The 24,718-nt window shown below is 32.4% G+C and carries 22 protein-coding genes; 15 read left to right on the top strand and 7 right to left on the bottom strand.

Features of this window, described 5'->3' with window-relative positions:
- Positions 1-36: 36 nt before the first annotated feature.
- From QMG60_RS01230 to QMG60_RS01175, 12 genes are all read left to right on the top strand, one after another.
- Complete coding sequence (locus QMG60_RS01230) at positions 37-2,151, top strand: TonB-dependent receptor (RefSeq protein WP_281866635.1); 2,115 nt, start codon at positions 37-39, stop codon at positions 2,149-2,151.
- An 18-nt stretch (positions 2,152-2,169) separates the two neighbouring features.
- Complete coding sequence (locus tag QMG60_RS01225; RefSeq protein ID WP_281866634.1) at positions 2,170-3,249, top strand: HmuY family protein; 1,080 nt, start codon at positions 2,170-2,172, stop codon at positions 3,247-3,249.
- A gap of 277 nt (positions 3,250-3,526) precedes the next feature.
- Entirely contained in the window at positions 3,527-5,005 is a 1,479-nt protein-coding gene (locus QMG60_RS01220; RefSeq protein ID WP_281866633.1) for an SGNH/GDSL hydrolase family protein, read from the top strand.
- A complete protein-coding gene (locus QMG60_RS01215) occupies positions 5,002-6,423 on the top strand; it encodes a GDSL-type esterase/lipase family protein (protein ID WP_281866632.1) in 1,422 nt (473 codons plus the stop codon). Before QMG60_RS01220 ends, QMG60_RS01215 begins: the two co-directional genes overlap by 4 nt.
- Position 6,424: 1 nt before the next feature.
- Positions 6,425-8,107, top strand: a complete 1,683-nt coding sequence (locus tag QMG60_RS01210) for an MBOAT family O-acyltransferase (RefSeq protein ID WP_134142351.1) — start codon at positions 6,425-6,427, stop codon at positions 8,105-8,107.
- 369 nt (positions 8,108-8,476) lie between these two features.
- A complete protein-coding gene (gene ffh, locus QMG60_RS01205) occupies positions 8,477-9,829 on the top strand; it encodes a signal recognition particle protein (protein WP_057114816.1) in 1,353 nt (450 codons plus the stop codon).
- Positions 9,830-9,956: 127 nt separating this feature from the next.
- Positions 9,957-10,844, top strand: a complete 888-nt coding sequence (locus QMG60_RS01200; RefSeq protein ID WP_134142353.1) for a tetrahydrofolate dehydrogenase/cyclohydrolase catalytic domain-containing protein — start codon at positions 9,957-9,959, stop codon at positions 10,842-10,844.
- 326 nt (positions 10,845-11,170) lie between these two features.
- Positions 11,171-12,097, top strand: a complete 927-nt coding sequence (locus QMG60_RS01195; RefSeq protein ID WP_057114814.1) for a magnesium transporter CorA family protein — start codon at positions 11,171-11,173, stop codon at positions 12,095-12,097.
- A gap of 301 nt (positions 12,098-12,398) precedes the next feature.
- Positions 12,399-13,013, top strand: a complete 615-nt coding sequence (locus tag QMG60_RS01190) for a hypothetical protein (protein WP_281866631.1) — start codon at positions 12,399-12,401, stop codon at positions 13,011-13,013.
- Positions 13,014-13,017: 4 nt separating this feature from the next.
- The gene (locus tag QMG60_RS01185) at positions 13,018-13,308 is read left to right on the top strand and encodes a transcriptional regulator (RefSeq protein ID WP_057114812.1); all 291 of its coding nucleotides are present in this window, start codon (positions 13,018-13,020) and stop codon (positions 13,306-13,308) included.
- Positions 13,309-13,367: 59 nt separating this feature from the next.
- Complete coding sequence (locus QMG60_RS01180; protein ID WP_281866630.1) at positions 13,368-14,759, top strand: DUF4173 domain-containing protein; 1,392 nt, start codon at positions 13,368-13,370, stop codon at positions 14,757-14,759.
- Positions 14,760-14,786: 27 nt separating this feature from the next.
- Positions 14,787-15,458 (top strand): hypothetical protein, encoded by a 672-nt coding sequence (locus QMG60_RS01175; RefSeq protein WP_281866629.1) that lies wholly within the window; start codon positions 14,787-14,789, stop codon positions 15,456-15,458.
- Positions 15,459-15,500: 42 nt separating this feature from the next.
- Here the strand turns inward: QMG60_RS01175 and rluF are convergent, their stop codons facing one another.
- The 5 genes from rluF to QMG60_RS01150 all read right to left on the bottom strand — a co-directional run bounded on the left by rluF (position 15,501) and on the right by QMG60_RS01150 (position 19,858).
- Complete coding sequence (gene rluF, locus QMG60_RS01170) at positions 15,501-16,349, bottom strand: 23S rRNA pseudouridine(2604) synthase RluF (RefSeq protein ID WP_281866628.1); 849 nt, start codon at positions 16,347-16,349, stop codon at positions 15,501-15,503.
- Positions 16,350-16,495: 146 nt separating this feature from the next.
- Complete coding sequence (locus QMG60_RS01165) at positions 16,496-16,840, bottom strand: antibiotic biosynthesis monooxygenase (RefSeq protein WP_281866627.1); 345 nt, start codon at positions 16,838-16,840, stop codon at positions 16,496-16,498.
- A 90-nt stretch (positions 16,841-16,930) separates the two neighbouring features.
- The gene (locus QMG60_RS01160; protein WP_134142363.1) at positions 16,931-17,794 is read right to left on the bottom strand and encodes an alpha/beta fold hydrolase; all 864 of its coding nucleotides are present in this window, start codon (positions 17,792-17,794) and stop codon (positions 16,931-16,933) included.
- A gap of 186 nt (positions 17,795-17,980) precedes the next feature.
- Positions 17,981-18,760, bottom strand: coding sequence for a C4-type zinc ribbon domain-containing protein (locus QMG60_RS01155; RefSeq protein ID WP_057114806.1), 780 nt, complete (start codon positions 18,758-18,760; stop codon positions 17,981-17,983).
- A 3-nt stretch (positions 18,761-18,763) separates the two neighbouring features.
- Entirely contained in the window at positions 18,764-19,858 is a 1,095-nt protein-coding gene (locus QMG60_RS01150; RefSeq protein ID WP_281866626.1) for a Nif3-like dinuclear metal center hexameric protein, read from the bottom strand.
- Between the two features lie 104 nt (positions 19,859-19,962).
- Here QMG60_RS01150 and QMG60_RS01145 point away from each other — a divergent pair, with 104 nt between their 5' ends.
- Genes QMG60_RS01145 through lpxK form a run of 3 tightly spaced genes read left to right on the top strand, consistent with a single transcriptional unit; the run spans position 19,963 to position 21,498 of the window.
- Entirely contained in the window at positions 19,963-20,208 is a 246-nt protein-coding gene (locus tag QMG60_RS01145) for a DUF2683 family protein (RefSeq protein WP_281866625.1), read from the top strand.
- Positions 20,190-20,471, top strand: coding sequence for a Txe/YoeB family addiction module toxin (locus QMG60_RS01140; protein ID WP_281866624.1), 282 nt, complete (start codon positions 20,190-20,192; stop codon positions 20,469-20,471). The genes QMG60_RS01145 and QMG60_RS01140 overlap by 19 nt, the downstream gene beginning before the upstream one ends.
- 4 nt (positions 20,472-20,475) lie before the next feature.
- Positions 20,476-21,498, top strand: coding sequence for a tetraacyldisaccharide 4'-kinase (gene lpxK, locus QMG60_RS01135; protein ID WP_281866623.1), 1,023 nt, complete (start codon positions 20,476-20,478; stop codon positions 21,496-21,498).
- Between the two features lie 16 nt (positions 21,499-21,514).
- On the opposite strand, the gene QMG60_RS01130 is transcribed toward lpxK, so the two are convergent.
- Together QMG60_RS01130 and gap are read right to left on the bottom strand one after the other, a co-directional pair.
- Positions 21,515-23,686 (bottom strand): ATP-binding protein, encoded by a 2,172-nt coding sequence (locus QMG60_RS01130; RefSeq protein WP_057114801.1) that lies wholly within the window; start codon positions 23,684-23,686, stop codon positions 21,515-21,517.
- A gap of 26 nt (positions 23,687-23,712) precedes the next feature.
- Complete coding sequence (gene gap / locus QMG60_RS01125) at positions 23,713-24,711, bottom strand: type I glyceraldehyde-3-phosphate dehydrogenase (protein WP_057114977.1); 999 nt, start codon at positions 24,709-24,711, stop codon at positions 23,713-23,715.
- Positions 24,712-24,718: the final 7 nt, after the last annotated feature.

The raw sequence follows: 24,718 nt of genomic DNA, 5'->3' as shown, positions 1-24,718 counted from the left end.
TATATTTGCATCTATTATTAAGACTGAATAAAAATAATGAAAATAAATTTTACCCTTTTTGCTGGACTTCTTTTTTGTACTTGTTCTTTTGCTCAGCAAAAAGACACTATTAACTCACAGGAAAAATTATCAGAAGTTGTTGTTACAGGACAATTTGAGCCACAATCTATAAAAAAATCTGTGTTTAATGTTCGAGTGATTTCAAGTAAGGATATTAAAAATTTAGCAGCAAATAACTTGGCTGATGTTTTAAATCAATATTTAAATATTACGGTTAGACCAAGTGGCACAAGTGGTCGTTCTACAGTTTCTTTATTTGGTTTAGATGCTCAATACTTTAAAATTCTAGTAGATAATGTTCCGTTAGTAAATGAAGCTGGTTTAGGGAATAATACAGATTTATCACAGATTAATTTAAACGACGTTGAACGAATAGAAATAGTTGAAGGTTCGATGGGAGTAATTTATGGGGCTAATGCTGTAAGTGGTGTTTTGAATATTATTACTAAAAAATCTTCTGAATATAAATGGAATATAACGGCGTCGGTTCAAGAAGAAACAGTAAAAGATGAATATGCTCTTTTTGATAAAGGACGTCATATACAATCTATTCGAGCAGCGCATACTTTCAATGAAAATTGGTTTGTAAGTATTGGTGCAAATCGCAATAATTTTCAAGGTTTTCTAGATGATAAAAATGGAAAAGACTATTTTGAGAATGATCAGACTAGAGGTTACAGATGGCTTCCGAAAGATCAGTTGAATGGAAATGCACTAATCTCTTATTCGAAAAATAATTTTAAAATATTTTACAAATTTGAATATTTAGATGAAGACGTTGATTATTATAATTCAACAGTACAGTCAGGCTACAACTCACAATTAGGTTCTTATCGCTATGCTAATGATAAACGATATTTAAGTAATAGGTACTTCCATAACTTAAATGCTTCTGGAAAAATGTTTACCAGATTAAATTATAATGTCTCTCTTTCTCATCAAAAGCAAGAAAGAAATGTAGAAGATTTTTGGTACTATTTATATACTAAAAGTGAAGCAAATAGAGTAACAGCTAAAGACCAATCGATGGAAGTTCTTTACTCTACAGGAACAGTAAATAATTTTTTCACGAATAAAAAAATAGATTTACAGATTGGTTATGAGTTTGTAAATAATCAAGGCTTTGCTTTAGTCCAAGAAGGAAATAATATTTATTCTCCCGTTCGTAAAACACTGGAAAACTACGATTTTTTTGTATCATCTGAAATCATGGCAACATCAAGATTTTCTGTTCGTCCAGGTCTGCGTTTTTCTGCTCAGTCTCAGTTTCAAGATCAATATGCGTCTTCGCTTGGAATAAGATATTTGTTTGATAACGGACTTGAACTTCGTGGTTCTTACGGCACTTCATTTAGAACACCAACTTTTGATGAGCTTTACACCAAACAAATTTTTGATGGTCACTTTTTTACAGGAAATGAAAATCTTATTCCAGAAACTAGTACTTCGTACGAAGCAAGTTTAAAAAAATCAGGATCTTTTAATTCTGGTTTGAGATATGCCGGCACATTTGCAGGAAGTTTTCTGGATGTAAATGATAGAATTGACATGGCCTTAGTACGATTTAATCCAGATACAGGAAATCCAGAATATCAATATATTAATATAAGTAAATATAAGATGTGGAATTTTTCTGCCATGAATCAATTCACAATTGATAATTTTAATTTTAACATAGGGGCAGCTGTTATTGGGGTTTCAAGAAAAATTGAAAATGAAGTTTTCGCTTCAGATGATAGATTTTTATATTCTTTCAATATTAATAGTAGTGTTTCTTATCAGCTGCCAAAATGGAATACTATAATTTCTGCCTACTACAAATTCAATGGAAAAACTCAACAATTTATAGAAGGAACTTCTTCTTACATTTTGTCAGATATTGATCCAAGTCACTGGCTGGATGCTTCTATTCGTCAAGGATTTTTCAAAAATCAACTGGAAGCTACAATCGGAGCAAGAAATATTTGCAATATAACTAATGTTAGACAGACCAATACCAATCAAAGTGCTGGCCACGCTGGTTCATCTGAATTAATGCTGGCATACGGACGGTCATACTTTATCAAATTGACTTATAATCTAAATCTTTAATAAATAACTTTTAATACCATGAAAAAAACATTTTTACTTTTATCATTCGCTTTACTGACACTTGGAGCTTGTTCAAGTGATGACGATACTACTCCAGAAGTTCCTTCTGTAGGTGCTACTATTCCTGCTTCTGTAGGAGGTGCAAATCAGCCTAATCAATTGTATTTAGATTTAAGTACAGGAGAATCTAAATCTATAAACAGACAAAGTTGGGATTTCGGATTTTCAAGTGGTTCGGATTTTAGAGTAGTAATTAACGGATCTCTAAAAATGGCTGTGAAAAAATTATCGACTTCTGATATAACTTTAGCTCAAGAAATTGATGCGAATGTGACTGTAGGTGCAGGAACAACTGCTTCTTCAAATGGTTATGTAGATAATCCTACGGGAGTTTTAGCTGGAGCTGGAGCAGGAATTGGAACGGCAATTGCTGAAATTTCTGCAACAGATGCTGATAACAAAGTTTATTTAGTAAACTTAGGATATGCTGTCTCAACTGCAAAGCCGGCGGCAGGTTCTGTTAGTGTTGATGGAGATGCTAGAGGATGGAAAAAGGTTAGAATTTTAAGAAATGGTAATGGCTACAAAATTCAGTATGCTGACTTAGCTTCTACTACTTTTACTGAAAAAACAATTGCTAAAGAAGCTGATTTTAATTTTGCTTTTTTCTCATTAACAACAGGAAATACTGTTTCTGTTGAACCTCAAAAAACAAAATGGGATCTTAACTTTACCACATTTACAAATTATTTAAATGCAGGAACGGAAGTAACTTATGGATATTCTGATTTCATTGTGACTAACATGAAAGGTGGAACTCAAGCTTATCAAGTATTGACTGCAGATAAAACTTACGAAGCTTTTACAAAGACAGATGTTGTAGAAGGAAACTTTACTGTTTCTGCTACAGATCAAAGAATTATTGGGGCAAACTGGAGAAGTGGTGGAGGACCAACTACTTTACCAAGCATCAGAACAGATCGTTTTTATGTAATTAAAGATATTGCTGGTAATTACTACAAAGTAAAATTTCTTGCAATGACAAATGATGCAGGGGAAAGAGGGCATGCTACTTTAGAGTATGCTATTTTGAAATAGTTTTAAATGGGAAATCTAAAAATATAAAGATTATTTCATTCTAAAATTATAATGTATCGCATTAAATTTAGTTAATCATTAGCTTTGTTTTTTTTATTTTTTTTTGATAAAGAGGTTAGATTTATCTAGCCTCTTTTTTTTGATCTAGTTTCTTACTAAAATGAATTAGAAACAAAATGTTATTCTATCTTTGCACAAATTTTTCCTGCAATAAATTAACGATAACTTAATTGGTTTAATTTTTGTACAGCAGTTCTTCATATTTTATAATTATAAAGTGAATACAAAATCTTATTTTTTTCAGTCTTTTGCGATTGTAGCGTTAGCGCTGGTTGCCTTTATTGGATTCAAACAAATCCTTCCAGATAAAATATTTTCAGAAAGTAAACTAGATTCTAAAAACATATTAATCGATAGTCTGCTTTTAGAATCTGTGGCCAAAGATTCTCTTTCTTTGGATGATGATAGTATTGCTGAAAGCGAAAAAAAGCTAAACAACCAAAAAATTGTTTATGATGAAACTGAGGGAATCGAATTTCCTGCAGAAACTTTTGAGAATTATAAAGGTTTTCAATATCTGATTCCTTTTTACGAAAAATTATATCAGTTAGAGAAAAATCCGCAGAACAAAGTTAGAATTGCTTACTATGGAGATTCTATGACAGATGGAGATTTAATCGTTCAAGACGTTCGTGCCAATTATCAAGAACGTTTTGGAGGAAATGGAGTTGGATTTGTTCCTATCACTTCAGAATCTGCGGCATCTAGAGGTTCTGTAAAATCTACTTATTCTAAAAACTGGAAAACACAATCATATTTAAATGTCAAAAAACCAACGAGCCCTTTTGGAATTAACGGACATGTGTTTTTTGCAAACGATCTATCAAATCCAACTTGGGTTCAATACGAAGCAGGACTTAAAAAATATTCTACTTCATTAGATAATGCAACCTTATTTTACGGTCGTTCCTCTAAAACAGGAAAAGTTAATTTTATTATAGGTAAAGACACTATTAAAAAGAATCTTTCGCCGAATAATTTAGTAAATACATTAAAGGTTTCTTCTGGAAGCTTAAAAGCTTTTAAAGCGAATTTTGTACATGCAGATTCTATTCCGATTTACGGATTTAATTTTGATAACGGAATTGGAGTTCATGTTGATAATTTCTCTCAAAGAGGAAATTCGGGACTTCCAATATCAATGTTCAATGCAGATGTCATGAGAGCTTTTAATAATAATCTGAATTATGATTTAATTATTCTGCATTACGGAACAAATGTTTTGAATTACGGAACCAAAAATTATTCTTGGTACGAAAAAGGAATGACTAAAACGGTAAATAAAATAAAAGAATCTTTTCCAGGTGTTTCCATCCTGATTGTTTCCACAGCCGATAAATCGACTAAATATGAATTGGAAATGAAAACCGATTCTGCAGTAGTTCCATTAATGAAAGCTCAAAAACATTATGCACTTGAAACCGAATCTGGATTTGTAAATTTATATACTTTAATGGGCGGAGACGGATCGATGATAAAATGGGTGGATGAAACTCCGGCAAGAGCCAATAAAGATTACACGCACTTTAACCAGCGCGGCGCAAAAGCAATTGGTAATTTGTTGTACGGACAATTAAACAAAGGATACGAAGAATATAAAGTACTCAGAGAAAAGAGAGATTCTAATACGAATAAGCAGAGAACCGTAAGGAAAGCTAAGGCCGATTCCGTTTCCGTAACAAAAGACAGTGTATGATAAATAAACTTATTGTTTTCTTTTGTTGTCTTTTTTTCTTGAATAATGAAAAGACTTCAAAAACAGATGTACATCCAATACATAAAAGCATGATTCAGAAAATTGATACTGCAGCGGCCGACGCACCTTTAGAAGGGCAATTTTATAATGCGAAAGTATTAAAAAGTTTTTTTCAGAAATTAGAAAAAAATGAAGATCAGAAAAATCAGAAAATCAATATTGTACATATTGGAGATTCGCACATTCAAGGTGATTTGATGACGAATGAGATCAGAAAGAACTTGCAACAAAAATTTGGCAATGCAGGACGTGGTTTAGTATTTCCATATCAATTAGCTAAAACAGACGGATCTTATAATGAGCGTTTCAAATCGAATCGAGTTTGGGAAAGCTACAGAAATATTTATCCCTTTAAAAATAATCCAGTTGGATTAAGCGGGATTGGACTTTGGAGAGATTCTGGCGGATTTGTAATGGAAATGAATATAAAAGATCCTGCTTATAAATTTAATACCATAAAAATTATAACTCCAAAAAATCAGAATATGTTTGATTTGGCGGTTTCCTCTAAGGTTAATTCAATTCAAACCACTGAACGAAAAGTTATAACGCATAAAATTAAAAAAGGCGAAGTACTTGGAACCATTGCAGATAAATATAATGTTTCGGTCGCTGAAATAAAAAGAGACAATCGTTTAAAGTCAAATAATATTCGTGCGGGGAGAACTTTAAAAGTTTCGACTAATGAAACAAGGGCAAAAACAATTTCTATGTCTGAGTTTGTTCCTTTACCGCTAGAATCAGATTCGTATTCACATTATTACAATTCCGACAATGCTTTAAGCCGAATTTTTTTGATTCCGAATAAAGAAGCTTCAAATTATGAGTTAAACGGACTTGTTTTAGAAAAAGATTCCCCTGGGATTCTATACAGTGGTATCGGAGTAAATGGAGCCAAGTTTTCAGATTATAATAAATATCCGTTATTTTTTGAACAACTAAAAGCATTGCATCCAGATTTGCTTGTTTTTTCATTAGGAACAAATGAAAGTTATGAACATTTAGATTCAGGAAATTACATTAAAGAATTGCGAGAGTTTATAAATAATATCAAAGCGCAGAAAATAGATGCACCGATAATAATTATGACACCGCCGCCATCTTTGCTAAGAAGAAAGCCTAATACCTATATTGATGATTACACCAGACAAATTATTGAGATAGCTCAAAAAGATGGTTTTGCAGTTTGGGATTTGTACGATGAATTTGGTGGAATGAGTGGCATCAAACAGCTAAAAGTGCAAGGGTTAATTGGACCGGATTGGGTTCATTATTCCAAAAAAGGATATGAGAAACAAGGGAATTTGTTTACGCAGGCGTTTTTAAAAACATACGATAATTTTAAATTAAAGAATTAAGTTGACAACAATAGATAGCATTAATAATTGGTTCATTCAAAATTTTGGTGCAATTACAACAGAACAAGTTAAAAGCTGGTTTGTTTACAATCCAGACGAAAAACTTTTATTTAATACCGGTTTATTCCTAGGCCTATTTTTAGTTTTCTATTTTGTGTATGGTTTTTTACGCAAAACATTTTATTTGAGATTAACTTATGTTATTCTCTTCTCATTATTCTTTTATTACAAATCAAGCGGTATTTATTTTCTGCTATTATTGCTTTCATCTGTTGTAGATTATGGTTTGAGCCAGATAATTTACAAGGAAAGCAGAGATGGCGTAAAGAAACTTTATTTGGTTATTAGTGTGATTTTAAATTTAGCACTTTTAGGCTATTTCAAATACATGAACTTTTTAATTGTGACATACAATGATATGTTTCATGGTAATTTTGCACTTCATAATGTTTTTCTTCCTGTCGGAATTTCGTTCTACACTTTTCAATCGATGAGTTATATAATCGAGATTTATAGAGAAGAAATCAAGCCTACAAAAAATTATATCGAATATTTATTCTTCGTGTCGTTTTTCCCGCAGTTAGTTGCTGGACCTATTGTGCGTGCAAAAGATTTTTTACCTCAGATTTACCAAAAATTAAACCTAACAAAACAAGATGTAAACAATGCTTTGTTTTTGATTATTGGAGGTTTAATTAAGAAAACAGTAATATCAAATTATATTTCGGTAAACTTTGTCGATCGTGTTTTTGATACGCCGATGACTTATACATCATTTGAAAATTTAATGGCTTCTTATGGATACGCCATTCAGATTTATTGTGATTTCTCTGGATATTCAGATATGGCAATTGGTATTGCGCTATTACTTGGATTTAAATTACCAGTCAACTTTAGAACGCCGTATAAGTCAACTTCGATTACCGATTTCTGGAGAAGATGGCATATCTCACTTTCGACTTGGTTAAAAGACTTTTTATACATTTCTATTGGAGGAAACAGACAAGGTTCTTTCGCAGGATATTTATTCCCAAGTTTATTTTTCTTTGGATTGTTGCTTTGGGGAATTTCAAATTATAATGAAAGTATAATTCCGCTGATAATTGCAGGAAGCAGTATTTTGATTTTCTGTTTATCATTTTTACTTTCAAGCAAAATAAAACAAACCTTAGTAACCAATTTTAATTTGTTTACTACAATGCTTTTGGGAGGTTTGTGGCATGGAGCAGGAGCGCAGTTTATAGTTTGGGGAGCACTTCACGGATTAGCTTTGGCAGTTCATAAAATTTTCATGGAATTCTTTCCTTCGAAAAAAGACAAAAGCCCAAATTTCTTGTGGAGATTTTTCTCTATTCTAATCACCTTTCATTTTGTGGTTTTCTGCTGGATCTTTTTCCGCGCCAGAGATTTCGAAACAGCTTTACAGGTGATTAATAATATTGGCCAATTAACATTTGAACCAGAACTTTGGAAAACAATTATTTTAGGTTATAAAAATGTATTCGGATTAATGCTGTTTGGTTACGTATGGCACTTCTTGCCAGAATCTTTTACTAACGGAATGAAATCTATTTTTGATAAAACTCCATTGTTAGTAAAAGCAATAATTCTGGGATTTGTTTACTGGATTGTTTACGCAACAGCGGTAGCAGGATCACAGCCGTTTATTTACTTTCAATTTTAATTTTAAAGGTTCAAAGGGACATAGTTACAAAGGCGCAGAGGTTTTAATCTTTGCGCTTTTTTTGTTTGCCACGAAGATGCTGAAGCACGAAGTTTTTTTTCACGCAGATTTAGCAGATTTTGGCAGTTTTTGTTAAATAGAAATCATTACAATCTGCTAAATCTGCGAGAGAGAAAAATAATTCGGGAAAGTAGTGCAATTCGTGGCGAAAATAACTTTCCGCCTTAGGTATCTGCAAGATTTTTATCTTAATTAAATCTTTAAAAGAAAAACTTTGCGCCTTTGTGTCTTTGTGGCTATGAACCTTAAAAATAAATTGCCTGAAATATCTAATTAGATTATCTTTGCACTTCAAATAAAGAAAATGATATGTTTGATAATTTAAGTGATAAGTTAGATAAAGCGTTCCATATATTAAAAGGACACGGTAAAATTACAGAAGTAAACGTTGCCGATACCTTAAAAGAAGTTCGTCGTGCTTTACTTGATGCCGATGTTAACTTTAAAATCGCTAAAGATTTTACGGCTAAAGTAAAAGAAAAAGCAATTGGTCAGGACGTACTTACAACCTTACAGCCAGGACAATTATTAGTTAAACTGGTAAAAGACGAGTTGACAGAATTAATGGGTGGAGATGTTGCTGGTATTAACTTATCTGGAACTCCAACTGTTATTTTAATGTCAGGACTTCAAGGTTCTGGTAAAACGACTTTCTCAGGAAAATTAGCCAACTTCTTAAAAACAAAGAAAAATAAAAAACCACTTCTTGTAGCGTGTGATATCTACCGTCCGGCGGCGATTAATCAGTTGCATGTTGTTGGAGATCAAATAGGTGTTGAGGTTTACTCAGAACCAGAAAATAAAAATCCTGTAGAAATTGCTCAAAACGCAATTAAGCATGCCAAAGCAAACGGATTCAATGTTGTTATTGTCGATACAGCAGGACGTTTGGCAGTAGATCAGGAAATGATGGATGAAATTGCACGTGTTCACAAAGCAATTCAGCCGCAAGAAACATTGTTCGTTGTCGATTCTATGACAGGACAAGATGCTGTAAATACAGCGAAAGCATTCAACGATATCTTGAATTTTGATGGAGTTATTTTAACGAAATTAGATGGAGATACTCGAGGTGGAGCAGCACTTTCTATTAAATCTGTTGTAAATAAACCAATCAAATTCGTAGGTACCGGCGAGAAAATGGAAGCAATTGACATTTTCTACCCAGATCGTATGGCTGAGCGTATCCTTGGTATGGGAGATGTTGTGTCTCTTGTAGAAAGAGCTCAGGAACAATTTGATGAAGAAGAAGCTAGAAAACTTCAAAAGAAAATCGCTAAAAACGAATTCGGTTTTGACGACTTCTTAACGCAGATCCAGCAAGTTAAAAAAATGGGTAACATGAAAGACTTGGTAGGAATGATACCAGGTGCTTCAAAAGCCATGAAAGATGTTGAGATCGAAGATGATGCTTTCAAACATATTGAAGCAATTATCTACTCGATGACGCCAGCCGAAAGAAGCAGACCAGCTTTAATCGACGTAAAAAGAAAAGCCAGAATCGCAAAAGGTTCGGGGACTAAAGTCGAGCAAGTAAATCAGTTAATGAAGCAGTTTGACCAAATGAGCAAGATGATGAAGATGATGCAGGGGCCAGGCGGAAAAAATCTGATGAAAATGATGGGAGGCATGAAAGGAATGCCTGGTGGTATGCCGAGATAAAATAAAAGTTTAAGGTTTAAAGTTTCAAGTTATACGCTGGAATTTTAGACCTTAAATTTTATAATTGAATTAATATAAGAGATTAACTTCTCACTTTTAACTTAGAACATTTAACTTTTAGAAAACAATGCAGCTACTAGACGGTAAAAAAACATCTAACGACATTAAAAACGAAATTGCAGCCGAAGTTCAATCTATAAAAGCAGCTGGAGGAAAAGTGCCTCATTTAGCGGCAGTTTTAGTTGGAAATAATGGCGCAAGTTTAACTTACGTAGGAAGTAAAGTAAAATCATGTCAGGAAATCGGATTTGATTCAACTTTAGTAAGTCTGCCAGAAACCATTACCGAAGAAGAACTGCTGGAAAAAATAAAAGAGTTAAACGAAGATGATAATCTAGACGGATATATCGTTCAGCTACCGTTGCCAAAACATATTGATGAGCAAAAAATCTTATTAGCAATCGATCCAGATAAAGACGTTGACGGATTTCACCCAACGAATTTTGGAAGAATGGCACTTGAAATGGAAAGTTTTATTCCAGCAACACCATTCGGCATTATGGAATTGCTAGAGCGTTACAAAGTAGAAACTGCAGGAAAACATACCGTTGTAATTGGAAGAAGTCATATCGTAGGACGTCCTATGAGTATTTTAATGAGCCGCAAAGGAAATCCAGGTGATTCTACAGTTACGTTAACTCACAGCCGTACAAAAGACTTAGCCGAATTCACTAAAAACGCCGATATCATTATTACAGCTTTAGGTGTTCCAGAATTTTTAAAAGCCGATATGGTAAAAGAAGGAGTAACAGTTATTGATGTTGGAATTACACGCGTAGAAGATGCTTCAAACGCAAAAGGATACGTTATCAAAGGCGATGTTGATTTTGACGGCGTAAGCAAAAAAGCGTCGTTTATTACGCCAGTTCCAGGTGGAGTAGGACCAATGACAATTGCTATGTTACTTAAAAATACACTATTAGCAAGAAAAATGAGAAGCGCAAAAAATAAGTAATTTTGTTTCAAAATAATAAAGAGCCTGTTCAATTGAACAGGCTTTTTTTGTGATAAGCTTTCTAACACCATAGTTATGTGAATTGATACAAATGAAATGCCTTTTCAAAACTAGCATATCTATGATTCTATGTGTTTAAAAACCACTTAAAAGCACCATTTTAATATATTATTAATACTTTAAAGTTTCGGTTCTTAAAAATAAAGGATACTTTTGCACCACTTAAAAAACACTTCTCCAAATGGACGATTATTATTATTCGTTAGTATTAAATTAAGCAGCTTTTGAAAATTTCAAAATGTTGCGATAAAATCCTGTATTTTGAAATGAAAGCCTTTTACACAAACAACAACGGATTGATCGAAATCCCAAAATGGACTTCTAATTGCTGGATTCATATCGAATCTCCAACAGAAACAGAAAAAAACTACTTACTAGAAGAACTTCAAATTCCCGAAGCATTTTATAATGATATTGAAGATATCGACGAAAGACCTCGTATAGAAGTCGAAGATGGCTGGACATTGATAATCATGCGAATCCCCATTAAAAGTGGTGATATCAAAATACCTTTTCATACAGTGCCTCTCGGAATAATTTTTAAAGACGATATCTGTGTCACAATCAGCTTTTATAAAACAGAAATAATAAAAGATTTCGTTGCTTATTCGCAACGTAAAAACATCGAAATCGAAGATAATTTCAATTTGGTGCTAAGATTACTTTTATCATCAAGCGTTTGGTACTTAAAATATCTGAAACAAATCAATCAAAAAATAAAATTGGCAGAAGATAATTTAGAGAAATCTATTAAAAACGAAGAATTACAGGCCCTGCTTCAAATCGAAAAATGTTTTGTATTCTTTATAACCTCTTTAAAAGCAAATGACGTTTTATTTCAAAGAATTAAAAATCTAAAAGCCCACAAAGCCAATTACGATCCTGAATTACTAGAAGATGTCGAAATCGAATTAAATCAGGCGCAGGATACGGCCAATATTTACAACAACATCCTAACTGGAATGATGGACGCTTATGCTTCGGTTATTTCAAATAACATGAACAATATCATGAAGCAGATGACCTCCATTTCGATCATATTAATGATTCCAACCCTAATCGCCAGTTTGTACGGAATGAACGTGCCAAACGGATTAGAAGAAAGCAAATACGGAATCTGGATTCTGCTTTTAGTTTCCATTATTTTATCTTCTTTCGGAGTGTTTTTATTCAAAAGAAGAAGATGGTTTTAATTTAAAATTCAAAATAGTAAAAGTCTGTTCGTTAAGAATGGGCTTTTTCGTTTTTATAATTTGGGCGTGACCACGTTTGCAAAAAGGCGCACCAATCTTTGTGCGTATGTGCGCCTTTCTGCAAACCCGGTCGGGCTATCCGCGCTACTTTGGTAGCTTGCTCCTATCCCTCACGCAGCTTTGCGAATAATAGACCTAACAAGTTTTAAACCCTGTTAAGTCTTGTTGAAATAAAAAAAATCATTTTTTCATTTGTCAATTCAAAATAAATAATAACTTTGTATCGCAAAGTACTTTAATTATGAATCAAAAGCACCAAGAAGATTTAGCACATATTCGTTCCATGATGGAGCGCTCTTCAAGATTTATATCATTAAGCGGACTTTCAGGAGTTTTCGCTGGTCTCTCGGCTTTAATTGGCGGAATCTATGTTTACCAGTTGTTCAAATCAAATGGAATGGATTATCTAAATGATGAACATAGATTATATTCAGCTAATCTTGTTTCAGAGTTGTTCTGGATCGGAATTACAATTTTAGTATTTGCATTTGCATTTGGAATCTTTTTCACCATTCGAAAAAGCCGAAAATACAATTTGCCAATCTGGACTTCAGCAACAAAAAAGATGTTGTTCAATCTAGCTGTTCCGCTTTTAGCTGGGGGAGTGTTTTGCTTGGCAATGATGTACCACGGTTACTTTGGTTTAGTGGCACCATCGACATTAATATTTTACGGATTAGCCGTTATAAACGCAGAAAAATATACATTTTCAGATATTAAATATCTAGGTTTTTCGGAACTGATTTTAGGATGTATTTCACTTTTTTATATAGGATATGGTTTGATTTTCTGGATTTTAGGATTCGGAATCCTGCATATTGTATACGGATTAGTGATGTTCAAAAAATACAAATAACCCAATGGGAATTATTGATAAACTAAATAAAGATTTTGAAAGCCGTGTCAGACTGGGTATTATGTCCGTTTTGATGGTTAACGACTGGGTAGATTTTACCGAGATGAAGACACTTTTAAATATCACTGATGGTAATTTAGCGAGTCATTCCTCTGCTCTTGAAAAAGCGGGTTATATAGAAGTAAAAAAAGAATTTGTTGGCAAAAAGCCCAAAACATCCTATCAAGTGACAGATTTAGGGCGCGCTGCCTTTAAAGAGCATTTATCTTACCTTGAAAAATTAATGAAATCATAATAACTCTATTTTTTTATCTAAAAACTTTGAATTACAAAGTACTTTTAAATTTATCAATCATGAAAAAACATCAAATTATCTTAGCTTGTACAGCAGTTTTTATACTGCTTTTTTACAACGAATCTGTTGGAATCAATATTTCTATTTTCGGTGTAGTTCTTACGCTCTTGATTAGTTATTTCTTTCAGGAAAAGTTTGTCGACAGATCACATTTAGTTCTTGTAATGACGTCTATCTTGTCTTGTTTCGCCTTTGCATGGTACGGGGATGTAGCGTCATTTTTTGCTTTAGCTTTATCAATCCTCTTTTTACAATTCAAAACCCAAGATGGAGAACTTAAAATGATTCAGGTTTTCCCTCTAATAGTCTTAAACGGATTTACTTCTATTGGCCGAATTTTTATCTTTAAGCAATGGCTTCCAGAAAGAAAAATCCATAATGATTTTGCTAAAAAACTAGTTGCCTTTGTTCTTATTCCAGTGATCTTCTTAGGATTGTTTTTTATTGTTTATTCTTTTGGAAGTGATCATTTCTCTTCATTATTTACAGATTATGAATTAGACATTAATTTACCACAATTAATTGCAATGTGCATTTTGGGATTTTATATCTCGTTCAGTTTTTGGAATTATTGGGTGCCCGATGTTTGTTACGAGTACAATCCAAAATTAAATAATGATTTTACCAATATTTCTGAAGTAAAAAATCAAAGCACATTTTCGTTTCTAGATCTTGATTTTGAGAGAAAAAGCGGTGAAATCACATTGGTTTTATTGAATATCATGCTTTTGGTTTTTATTGGAACTTACAATTATGAGCAATTTTTTGAAGTGGTGGAAAAGACAAATTTAAGTTCAGATATACATGAGCGTGTAAATGCAGTGATCTTTTCAATTCTTATGGCTGTTGGCGTAATTTTGTTTTACTTTAAGGGTGGTTTTAACTTTGATGAGAAAGCCTCTTCTCTGAAAAAATTAGCAAAATTTTGGATTACCTTAAATGTGATTTTAATTATAAGTGCCATTATCAAAAACTCAGAATACGTTTCTTTCTATGGCCTAACTTATAAGAGACTGGGAGTTTATGCTTTTCTAATTTTGGCAATTATTGGATTAGTTGTTTCACTTCAAAAAATTCGCAATCAGAAAACGAATGCTTACCTTTTCAATCAAATGATTTGGTATTTCTATGGAACAATTCTGTTATGCAGTTATGTAAATTGGGGAAGTCTCATTACAAACTATAATATTTCTGTAAACAAAGGAGTAGAGCCCGTTTTTTTAAGCGGATTAAATTTTAATGACGATGCGCGACGCGAATATCTTAGAAAAAATAATTTAGATGGAAAATATGCAGAAGCAGTAAGAGAAGAATTGATTTCAAATTATCAAAATGCAAACTTTTTATCTAAAGCTTTGTATTATGAGTTTTTGAATGAAAAGAATAAGTAAATGAGGAGGGTTTCTATTTTTTCAATATTGTTTATTGTTTCATTTGTTACAAATTCTCAGAATTTAAGATATCGAAGTGTTGATTATTACTTTTCTCTTTTTGAAAAAGCTGAAATTAAAAAAAGTCAAGAAAAAGGGCTTTTAGACCAGAATTTAAAACTTAGTAAAAAATATAAAAAGAATGGAGAAAACAAATTAAACGAAGCTGGGCAAAATTTATATTTAGATATTAAAGTGAATCTTTTAAAGTCATATTTTAAAGATTATTTGTATCAGCAAGATGTAAATTATAAAAATGAAACATATGTTTTATATTTTTCTATGGCTGGTTTCGATGATACGGAATGGTGTATTCTAAAATGGCAAAGAGGAAAATGGAAAAATTTAGAAAAAATTGACAAGCAGGTAGTGGAAAATGCTAGAAATAAAAGAGGTGAAAATGCTAATTTTAATTTTGTGTGTTTCAATTATGATGAAGGTCCAAAAAATGTAGATGGAGTTAAGATTTTTATAAAAAATCATTATCTAATAATGCAAAGAGGAGGGCTTTATCATTCTTTGATTGATCTAGATCATGATAAGGTTTTAATTAATGAAGAATCTCCTATGCACGCAAGTGATTCTAAGAATAAAGCAGAAATGAATATTTGGATAAAGAAAAATATTCATGATAAGATTGATAAAATTATAAGCCAATAAGCCCAAAAGTCCCATTCTAGCAAAGAATGGGACTTTTGATATTTAATTATCTCCTCTTTTTTTAAATCGAGGATCATGCTTAGAAATAAACGTTGTTCTTCGACTTGAATTTTGATTTGAACTTTGATTTAAATTTTTATTCAGGTTTTCCACTTTAGGAAAACTTGCTTCTTCAGTTTTACTGGAAGGCTCGATTAACTGATTTAATTCTTTTATTTCCTCATCAGTTAAATCGCGGTAACGCCCGACAGGAACATCTAAAGAAATATTGATAATTCGGATACGTTTAAGCGCCGTTACTTCGTAACCGAGATATTCTGCCATTCTTCTAATTTGACGGTTTAATCCCTGCGTTAAAATGATTTTAAAGGTATACTTGCTAATCTGTTCTACTTTACATTTTTTGGTAACCGTATCTAGAATCGGAACACCATTTCCCATACGCTGAATAAAACGATCTGTAATAGGTCTGTCGACAGTAACGGTATATTCCTTTTCGTGATTGTTTCTGGCGCGTAGAATTTTGTTGACGATATCACCATCATTGGTCATAAAAATTAATCCCTCACTGGCTTTATCCAATCTCCCGATTGGAAAAATACGTTTCGGGTAATTAATATAGTCTACGATATTATTTTTAACTTCAAGATTGGTTGTACACTCAATTCCAACAGGTTTATTAAATGCCAGATAAACCAATTTTTCATGTTTTTCGACAATTAGTTTGCCGTCAATACGTACTTCGTCATTTGGAGAAACTTTAGTCCCCATTTCTGGCACAGCGCCATTTATTGTTACGCGTCCTTCTTCGATTAATTTATCGGCTTCACGACGAGAACAATAGCCCGTTTCGCCAATAAATTTATTAAGACGTTTTAGATTTTCTTCCATAATGCAAAAGTAGCTAAAATTTAGGACTTCTTAGATTGTTAGACTTCTTAGAATTTTAGATTTTGTTAAGCAAAACTTAGAATCCTAGCAACTCAGAATCTAAAAAAACTTTGTTCCTATGAACCTTTGCATCTTTGTGCATTTTCTCAGTCATGAAAAATGGAACTATCGTCAGGAGTTTCTTTTCTTTCAAACATTCCATAATCGCGAACTACAGCTGCAATTCGTAAATGATAATCTTTAAAAATTCCATTTCTTCCTTTTGATTGCGCTAGACGATGCATTTCGAGATTTCGCCATTGCTGAATACTTTCTTCATCTCTCCAAAAAGATAAAGACAAAATTTTTCCAGGATCATTCAAGCTTTGAAATCTTTCTATAGAAATAAAGCCATCAATAGTATTCAATTCAGGACGCAGACTCGCAGCAATATCTAGATATTCTTCTTTTTTTCCTTCGTTGGGAATGACTTCAAAAATTACGGCGATCATTTTTTTGGAGTTATAAGTTATTGGTTGTAAGTTATTGGTTATGCGTTATATGTGAAATGTGAAGAAAACCTTTGCTACTTTGTGTCTTTGTTACTTTGACCCTTCAGAAGAAAACAAAAACTCAATAACTTTCTCATACAATTCATCATCATGCATTCCGTGGCCTAAACCGCTTGTTTCGATGAACTGACTGTTTTTCCAATTACTGGCTATTTTTTTTCCTTCTTCAAAAGCAACAATTTTATCTGAAGTATCATGAGCAATAAAACCTGGAATAGTAAATTGGGATGCAAATTTTTGTCCGGAAAAATCTTCAAATTTAAAGTTGAATCGATTTATGAATTTGCCTTCTAAAAGAGACAGCATTTTAGAGTTCAGACTCAGCATTGAAATATAATTATCAATCAAAGTTTTGAGATCTGACGGGGCACCAAGAATTACCATTTTATTAATACTCGTATTCGGAAATAAATACTGATGATATATGCAAGCTGCGCCGCCGATAGAATGCCCGATAATAATTGTGGGCTGGTATTTTTCAACCGCTTTATTAATAAACTCCGCATAAAGCGGCACATTAAATTCTTTTCCACTGCTTTGTCCGTGTGCTGGTGCATCAATTGCAATAATAGTGCTTCCAGATTTTTGGAGATGCGGTAAAGTTTTTTTCCAGCGCGAAGCATTACTTTCCCAGCCGTGAACTAATAAAATTTTGGTTTCATTTCCTTTCCAGATATAGGTTTGAAAATGATGTTCGTTATGATGAAAAATTTCTGTTTCGGTATTTCGTAGAATTTTCGGAAGTGTTTCTTTTTGTAGTCTGCCAACTCTCGGCTGGCTAAAAAGTGCATAAGAAAGTTCGGTGGCTCTTTGCGGACGCACATAACTCAAAAAGTTAATGTATGATCCAACAGATTTTAATGTAATAAAACGAATTCCTTTTTTAATTTTCAAAACTTAAATTTTTAGTAAAGGTAAAAAAATATGACTGTACGCCTGCTAAAAAAAGTTTTGCCACAGATTAAAATGATTTTAAAGATTTAATCTCAAAATATCGAGATATTTTAAATCTGTGTAAATCATTTTAATCTGTGGCAAATAAATATAAAAAAAAGTCCCGATTGAATCGGGACCGTTTATTTAGAATTTTGAGAACAATTGTTCCATTTTTTCTTTTTCTTCTTCAGCTAAAGCGCTGTCAACTAAAATTCTTCCAGAGTGCTCATCTGTGATGATTTTCTTTCTTGAAGCAATTTCTACCTGTGTTTGAGGTGGAATTGTAAAGAAAGATCCAGCAGAAGCTCCTCTTTCGATAGAAACTACAGCTAAACCATTACGTACACTGCTTCTGATTCTGTTGTAAGCAGCTAATAATCTATCTTCAATTTGTCCAGCAAATTCAGCAGATTTCTCAGTCAAGAAAATTTCTTCTTTTTGAGTCTCAGCCATAATTGCGTCCAATTCAGATTTTTTATGTTTTAAATGAGAGCTTTTAGCATCAAGTTTTTCTTTTAAATTAGAAATAACCTCTTTTTTGTGCTCAATAGAAGCTTTCATTTCTTTTATTTGCTTTTCAGCCAATTGAATTTCTAATTCTTGAAATTCAACCTCTTTTGTCAAAGAATTAAACTCTCTGTTGTTACGAACAGTTTCTTGTTGTTTAGTGTATTTTTTGATAACCTCTTTATGCTCTTCAATAGCAATTTTCTTTGCTTTGATTTGCTCTTCAATTACTTCAAGTTCACCTTTCAGTTTCTCTGAACGTGTGCTTAAGCCCGCAACTTCATCTTCCAAATCTTCAACCTCTAAAGGAAGTTCTCCTCTAACGTTTCTGATTTCGTCAATTCTAGAGTCAATAAGCTGTAAATCATATATTGCTCTTAACTTGTCCTCAACACTTAATTCTTTCGTATTCGTCATATTCTATAAGTACTTAACTGGATTTGTATTTTCTTCCGATAAAATGATCGCAAAATTAAGAATTTTTTTTCGAAGATAATCAACAATATAATTTTTTGTATAGCGTTCGCTCTCAAAATGACCAATATCGGCTAAAAGTAACTTGTTTTCGGCCTCATAAAATTGATGGTATTTTAAATCGGCGGTCAAAAAAGCATCAGCTCCAGCCTGAATTGCATTTTTTATGGCAAAACTTCCAGAACCTCCCAGCACGGCAACTTTTTTAATTTTTTTTCCTAAAAAAGCAGAATGACGAATTCCGTCGGCAATCATTTTTTCTTTTACTAAAAGAAGAAAATCTTTTTCGTCCAGTTCATTTTCAAATTCACCAACCATTCCTAAACCTATATTTTGATGTGAATTTTGCAGATCATAAATTTCATAAGCGACTTCTTCATAAATATGATTGGCAAAAAGTGCTTTTAAAATTCTAGATTGAAGATGTTTTTCAAAAACGACTTCGATTTTAATTTCTTCTCCCGTATGCAGTTTTCCTTTTTCTCCAATTACAGGATTGCTTTGCTCATTTCCTTGAAAAGTAAAAAAACCTTGAGTATTAAAACTGCAATTGTCATAATTTCCGATATTGCCCGCTCCAGCTTCAAATAATGCATTTCGAACTTTGTCAGCATTATCCGGAACAGTAAAAGTGACTAATTTTTGAATGAAATTGTTTTTTGGAACTAATATTTTTGTGTTTGCTAATCCTAATGCGTCGCAGAAAATTTTATTTACACCTTGAGAGTGATTATCTAGTGCAGTGTGAATTGCATAAATGGCAATATCATTTTTTATAGCTTTTAAGATTGCGCGCTCAACATAATTTTTACCAGTAATTTTTTTAATTCCAGAAAATAAAATCGGATGAAAACAAACTACAAGATTACAATTTTTAGTAACAGCTTCTTCAATGACATTTTCTAAAGCGTCGTGACAAACTAAAACCCCTGTGCATTCAGTTTCTGAATTTCCGACTAAAAGTCCAACGTTGTCAAAATCTTCTGCATAGGCGAGAGGCGCCATTTCTTCTAGAACTGATATTATGTTTGATATTTTCATTTTGTGATTTCAAATTTTGATTTAACTATAAACAATTATAGTATGAGGCAATAAATTTATACTTGTACAAAATTACTACATTTGTAATATAAAATTTGTAAGTCATGACAACAATAAAAATTAACGAACATACAAAGACAGGAAAAGCATTTATGGCAATGTTCGAAGCTTTTTTTAAAGGCGTTGAGGGCATTGAAGTTGTTGAAACAGATAATTATGGACAAGTTAAAGAGGAGGAAAGTATTTATAGTGCCGAATTTATTGAAAAAGTTAAAAAAGCAGAAGAGAATATTAAACAAGGAAAAACGACAAGATTAAATCCAGATGATATATGGGGAAGTATTTTGTAGAATTTGACGATATTGCTCGTAAAGATTTGAAAAATCACTATAAATCAGGAAATAAAGCTACCATAAAAAAGATTGAAAAAATACTTTTAGAACTAACTGAAACCCCTTTTTTGGGAGAAGGACAACCAGAGGAGTTGAAGTATAACCTTAATGGATATTGGTCTAGAAGAATTAATCAAAAAGATAGAATGATTTATCGTGTAGAAGAAGAGATTGTCACCGTTATTATAGTTTCTGCAATGGGTCATTACTCAGATAAATAATTCTATGAACTTACTTCGAAAAATACTTTTCCCTTTCGCTATTTTGTATGGTTTTATTACCAGCATTCGTAATTTTCTATTTGATAAAGGAATTCTAAAAGCAACTTTCTTTGATCTTCCTGTAATTGCAGTTGGAAATTTAAGTGTGGGCGGAACTGGTAAAACGCCGCAAATTGAGTATTTGATTCGTTTGTTATCAGATAAATATAAAGTTGCGACTTTAAGCCGTGGTTATAAAAGAAAGTCGGAAGGTTTTGTTTTGGCTGATGAAAATTCAAATGCTGAAATATTGGGCGACGAACCTTTTCAGTTTTATCAAAAATTTCCAAATGTTCAGGTTGCTGTCGATGCCAATCGTACAAACGGAATTCAGCAATTACTCTCACAAAAGGAAAAACCAGAAATTATTTTGCTTGACGATGCTTATCAACACCGAAAAGTAAAAGCAGGTTTTTATATTCTGCTAACTGCTTATGGAGATTTATATGCAGATGATTTTATGCTGCCAACAGGAAATCTTCGAGAAAGCAGGAGCAGATCAGAAAGAGCCAGCATTGTTGTGGTTACAAAATGCCCTAAAAATTTATCTGAAGAAGAACAAAATGCGATTAGGTTAAAACTAAAATTAAGCTCTTCACAGCAAGTCTTTTTTACTTTTATAGATTATGATGAAGAGATTTATAGTAAAAATGAAAGAATTGCAGTTAGTGAAGTCAAAGCTGAATCTAAATTGCTTTTGGCTGGAATTGCAAAACCAAAACCATTTTTTGACTTTTTAAAGAATGAAAATGATGAATGCCTAACTTTTCCAGACCATCATCATTTTGCTGATGCCGATTTAGAGTCGATTCAGTCTAAAGCAAATGGAAGAAAAATAATTACAACCGAGAAAGATTACGTTCGTTTAAAAGATTCTAAAATAGTTTCTCAATTGTATTATCTGCCCATAAAAAGTACTTTCATAAATCACCAGCAAAATTTTGATGCTGCCATTTTAGACTATGTGAAAGAAAACTTAGAATCTTAACACCTCACTATTTTAGCTAATCAAAAAACTTAGCAATAGTGGTATAAAATTCGTCTGGAACAAAAGGTTTAGTAATTACGTCATTCATCCCAAAAGAAAGAAGCATGTCACGATTTTCGTCAAGCGAAATTGCCGTCAATGCAATAATTGGAGTTGTTTTGTCAAATTCACGAATCAATTTGGTTGCCGTTGTGCCATTAATTCCAGGAAGATGTACATCCATTAAAACCATGTCAAAACGTTTGATTTTTAGAAGTTCAACAGCCTCTTCGCCATTATCTACAATTTCGCAGCTAATGTTTTTGTTTTCAAGCATTTTTCTGGTAATCATCTGATTGATTTTGTTGTCTTCAATCAATAAAATAGATTTGTGTTTCAATTGTTTATCGCTATAAGGTTTCGCTTCTTCAATTACTTCCAATGGTTCGTTGTTAATTTTAAAATTTAATTTGAAAGTAAAAGTAGAACCTTTACCCACTTCGCTTTTTAATTTTATTTCTCCTCCGAGTAGTTCAATCAGTTTTTTTACGATTGTAAGACCAAGACCAGTTCCTCCGTATTTCCTGTTAACCTCGATAGATCCTTGAGAGAAACTTTCGAAAACACTTTGAAGTTTGTCTTCAGGAATTCCAATTCCAGTGTCAACAATTTCAAAGTAGACAGTTGCATTTTCTTCTTCTTGGGAATATAATTTTGCAATAACATTTACATGTCCATTTTGGGTAAATTTTAAAGCATTATTGATTAAGTTTAATATGATTTGAGATAATTTGGTAGGATCTCCCATTAAATTATCAGGAATCGATTTGTCTATTTCTAAATTGAAATAATTTTTGTTGGCAGTAGCTAACTCTTTTAATGAACTTTGAATATTAAAAAGAAGCTCTTTTAGATTGAAACTGATATTTTCAATTTCAACTTTAGTCGAATCAATTTTATTTACCTCTAAAATTTCATTGATAAAAGTGGTTAAATAATTACCTGAAAATTTCAAAGATTCTAAATATTTCAACTGGTTTTTCTTGGGATTATCTTCTAGCAATAGATGTGTAATTCCGTTAATAGCGTTCAGTGGAGTTCTTAATTCGTGGCTTACTGTCGACAAAAATTCAGATCGTGCTTTCGAAGCTTTTTCAGCTTTGTTTTTAGCTAAAATCAATTCTTTGTTTTTTTCGCGAAGCAGTAAATTATTCTGATTTCTAATGATATTATTTTTGTATAAAGCCAAACTCAAAAGTGACAAAATCGAAATCAGTGCTATTGCCAAAATGCTGACTAACTTAGAATACCGATAGGTTTTCATCTGAATTTTTTCTTCGCTCTCTCTTTTTATGGTATTATTTAAAGATTGATTTTTTTTAAATTTTTCAAATTCATTTAAATCAACTTTCGCATTTTTTAATTTTAAGATATAATTTTCCAGCTGATAGTGCTCGTCTAAATACGAATACGCCAAATCATAATTTTTCTTTTGCTTGTAGTATTGACTAATTGCTAAAACAATTTTAGATTTTTTTTGAAAATCATTGATTTTAGCATTGTAGTCTAAAGCTTTGTCAAAATATATTATCGCAGAATCATTCCTTTGCAGCTGTGTTTCTATCAAACCAAGCTGATAATAAGAATCTACCTTGGTTTTAATAATTGAAGGATTATCCGGCTGTTTTGTGATTCTTTTAAAATTATTTGCTGCCGTAACAAAATCTTTGTTGGTCTTTAAAGCCAGCGCTCTTTGATAGTCTAAAGCATGCGCATGATCTGCAATATTAAGTTTTTTTAATAAATCTTCGGCTTTTGCGTAATAAACAGCTGCGGTTTTGTAATCGCCTTTTGCGCTATTAGCTGCTCCAATATAATTTAATGCTAAAACTTTTAGGCAGCTCGGTTTTAGGGTGTCGAATAAAGAAACAGTCTTGTGAAAATTCTTTAAAGCATCTTCAAATTTACCTTTATTGTAAAAGATTTTACCAAGCTTAAAAGTCTGATTGGCTAGATTTTCTTTTTTGCCATTTACTTCACAATAATTAATAGATTTTTGAGTGTAAATAACAGCCTGATTGTACTTTTTATTGTTAAGATTACTGTTAGCAAGCTTGTTGTAATAGGTAACGCTATCCGTATTCTTTTTGGCTTGAGAATACAAAAACGAATTAAGAAAACAAACAACAATAAAAAGACAGTATTTCATGTATGGCAATGCTTTTACAATGAACCTTATTTTTTTCTTATTAGTAAAATTAAATCTATCAATCTTGATGAATAGCCAATCTCGTTATCATACCAGCCTACTACTTTTACCATTTTATCGATAACCGAAGTCAACTGTGCATCAAATAAACAAGAATGTGTGTTGCCAATTACATCGACCGAGACAATAGGATCCTCGGTGTAATCTAATATTCCTTTTAAATTTGTTTTTGAGGCTTCTTTAAATGCTTTATTTATTTCTTCAATGCTTACGGCACGTTTTACATTGAAGGTTATATCTGTTAATGAACCGTCGGGAACTGGTACTCGAATACCGCATCCTCCCATTTTGTTGTGCAATTTAGGAAAAATTTTTGTTAATGCCTTAGCTGCGCCAGTAGTTGTTGGAACAATCGACTGACTAGCACCTCTTGCACGTCGTAAATCCTTATGGGGCTGGTCATGAAGACTTTGATCTGTAGTGTAAGAATGTATAGTTGTAATGTAAGCCTGCTCGATTCCGCATAATTCTTCAATAATTTTAATCATTGGAGCGGCATTATTCGTGGTACAGCTTGCATTAGAAACTATGTCTTCGTCTCCATCCAAAATAGATTCATTTACACCAAGAACTACAGTTTTTATAGTGTCTACTTCAGATGGCGCAGAAAGAATTACTTTTTTGGCACCTGCTTCTAAATGCGCATTTAATTCTTCGTGCGTTTTATATTTTCCTGTTGATTCAATTACAATATCAATTGAATGCGATTTCCAATCTAAATTTGAAATTTTCTTTTCGTGAAAAAAGAAAAAATGTCTGCCATCTACAATAATACTATTTTCATCATGACTTACATCAAAAGGCAGAACACCATGAATACTGTCATATTTAATTAAATGTGACATGGTTTTGTTATCTGCAATATCATTTATGGCAACGACTTCAATTTCAGGATGATTTAAAAGCAGGCGAAATAAATTTCTGCCGATTCTTCCAAATCCATTAATGGCAATTCTTGTTTTCAATTTTTTG

It is taken from the genome of Flavobacterium sp. GSB-24, from assembly GCF_027924665.1.
In the GTDB taxonomy this organism is placed as follows: domain Bacteria; phylum Bacteroidota; class Bacteroidia; order Flavobacteriales; family Flavobacteriaceae; genus Flavobacterium.
Note: the sequence above shows the minus strand (reverse complement) of the source record. Positions and strands in the feature narration are given on the sequence as shown.

What these genes read in the sequence shown, in the direction of transcription:
- QMG60_RS01180 (WP_281866630.1), top strand. Translation starts at nt 13,368, where the DNA reads ATGAAAAAACATCAAATTATCTTAGCTTGTACAGCAGTTTTTATACTG.
- QMG60_RS01150 (WP_281866626.1), bottom strand. Translation starts at nt 19,858, where the DNA reads ATGAAAATATCAAACATAATATCAGTTCTAGAAGAAATGGCGCCTCTC.
- QMG60_RS01155 (WP_057114806.1), bottom strand. Translation starts at nt 18,760, where the DNA reads ATGACGAATACGAAAGAATTAAGTGTTGAGGACAAGTTAAGAGCAATA.
- QMG60_RS01225 (WP_281866634.1), top strand. Translation starts at nt 2,170, where the DNA reads ATGAAAAAAACATTTTTACTTTTATCATTCGCTTTACTGACACTTGGA.
- QMG60_RS01130 (WP_057114801.1), bottom strand. Translation starts at nt 23,686, where the DNA reads ATGAAATACTGTCTTTTTATTGTTGTTTGTTTTCTTAATTCGTTTTTG.
- QMG60_RS01140 (WP_281866624.1), top strand. Translation starts at nt 20,190, where the DNA reads ATGGGGAAGTATTTTGTAGAATTTGACGATATTGCTCGTAAAGATTTG.
- QMG60_RS01200 (WP_134142353.1), top strand. Translation starts at nt 9,957, where the DNA reads ATGCAGCTACTAGACGGTAAAAAAACATCTAACGACATTAAAAACGAA.
- ffh (WP_057114816.1), top strand. Translation starts at nt 8,477, where the DNA reads ATGTTTGATAATTTAAGTGATAAGTTAGATAAAGCGTTCCATATATTA.
- lpxK (WP_281866623.1), top strand. Translation starts at nt 20,476, where the DNA reads ATGAACTTACTTCGAAAAATACTTTTCCCTTTCGCTATTTTGTATGGT.
- QMG60_RS01165 (WP_281866627.1), bottom strand. Translation starts at nt 16,840, where the DNA reads ATGATCGCCGTAATTTTTGAAGTCATTCCCAACGAAGGAAAAAAAGAA.
- rluF (WP_281866628.1), bottom strand. Translation starts at nt 16,349, where the DNA reads ATGGAAGAAAATCTAAAACGTCTTAATAAATTTATTGGCGAAACGGGC.
- QMG60_RS01190 (WP_281866631.1), top strand. Translation starts at nt 12,399, where the DNA reads ATGAATCAAAAGCACCAAGAAGATTTAGCACATATTCGTTCCATGATG.
- QMG60_RS01215 (WP_281866632.1), top strand. Translation starts at nt 5,002, where the DNA reads ATGATAAATAAACTTATTGTTTTCTTTTGTTGTCTTTTTTTCTTGAAT.
- QMG60_RS01145 (WP_281866625.1), top strand. Translation starts at nt 19,963, where the DNA reads ATGACAACAATAAAAATTAACGAACATACAAAGACAGGAAAAGCATTT.
- QMG60_RS01230 (WP_281866635.1), top strand. Translation starts at nt 37, where the DNA reads ATGAAAATAAATTTTACCCTTTTTGCTGGACTTCTTTTTTGTACTTGT.
- QMG60_RS01195 (WP_057114814.1), top strand. Translation starts at nt 11,171, where the DNA reads ATGAAAGCCTTTTACACAAACAACAACGGATTGATCGAAATCCCAAAA.
- QMG60_RS01185 (WP_057114812.1), top strand. Translation starts at nt 13,018, where the DNA reads ATGGGAATTATTGATAAACTAAATAAAGATTTTGAAAGCCGTGTCAGA.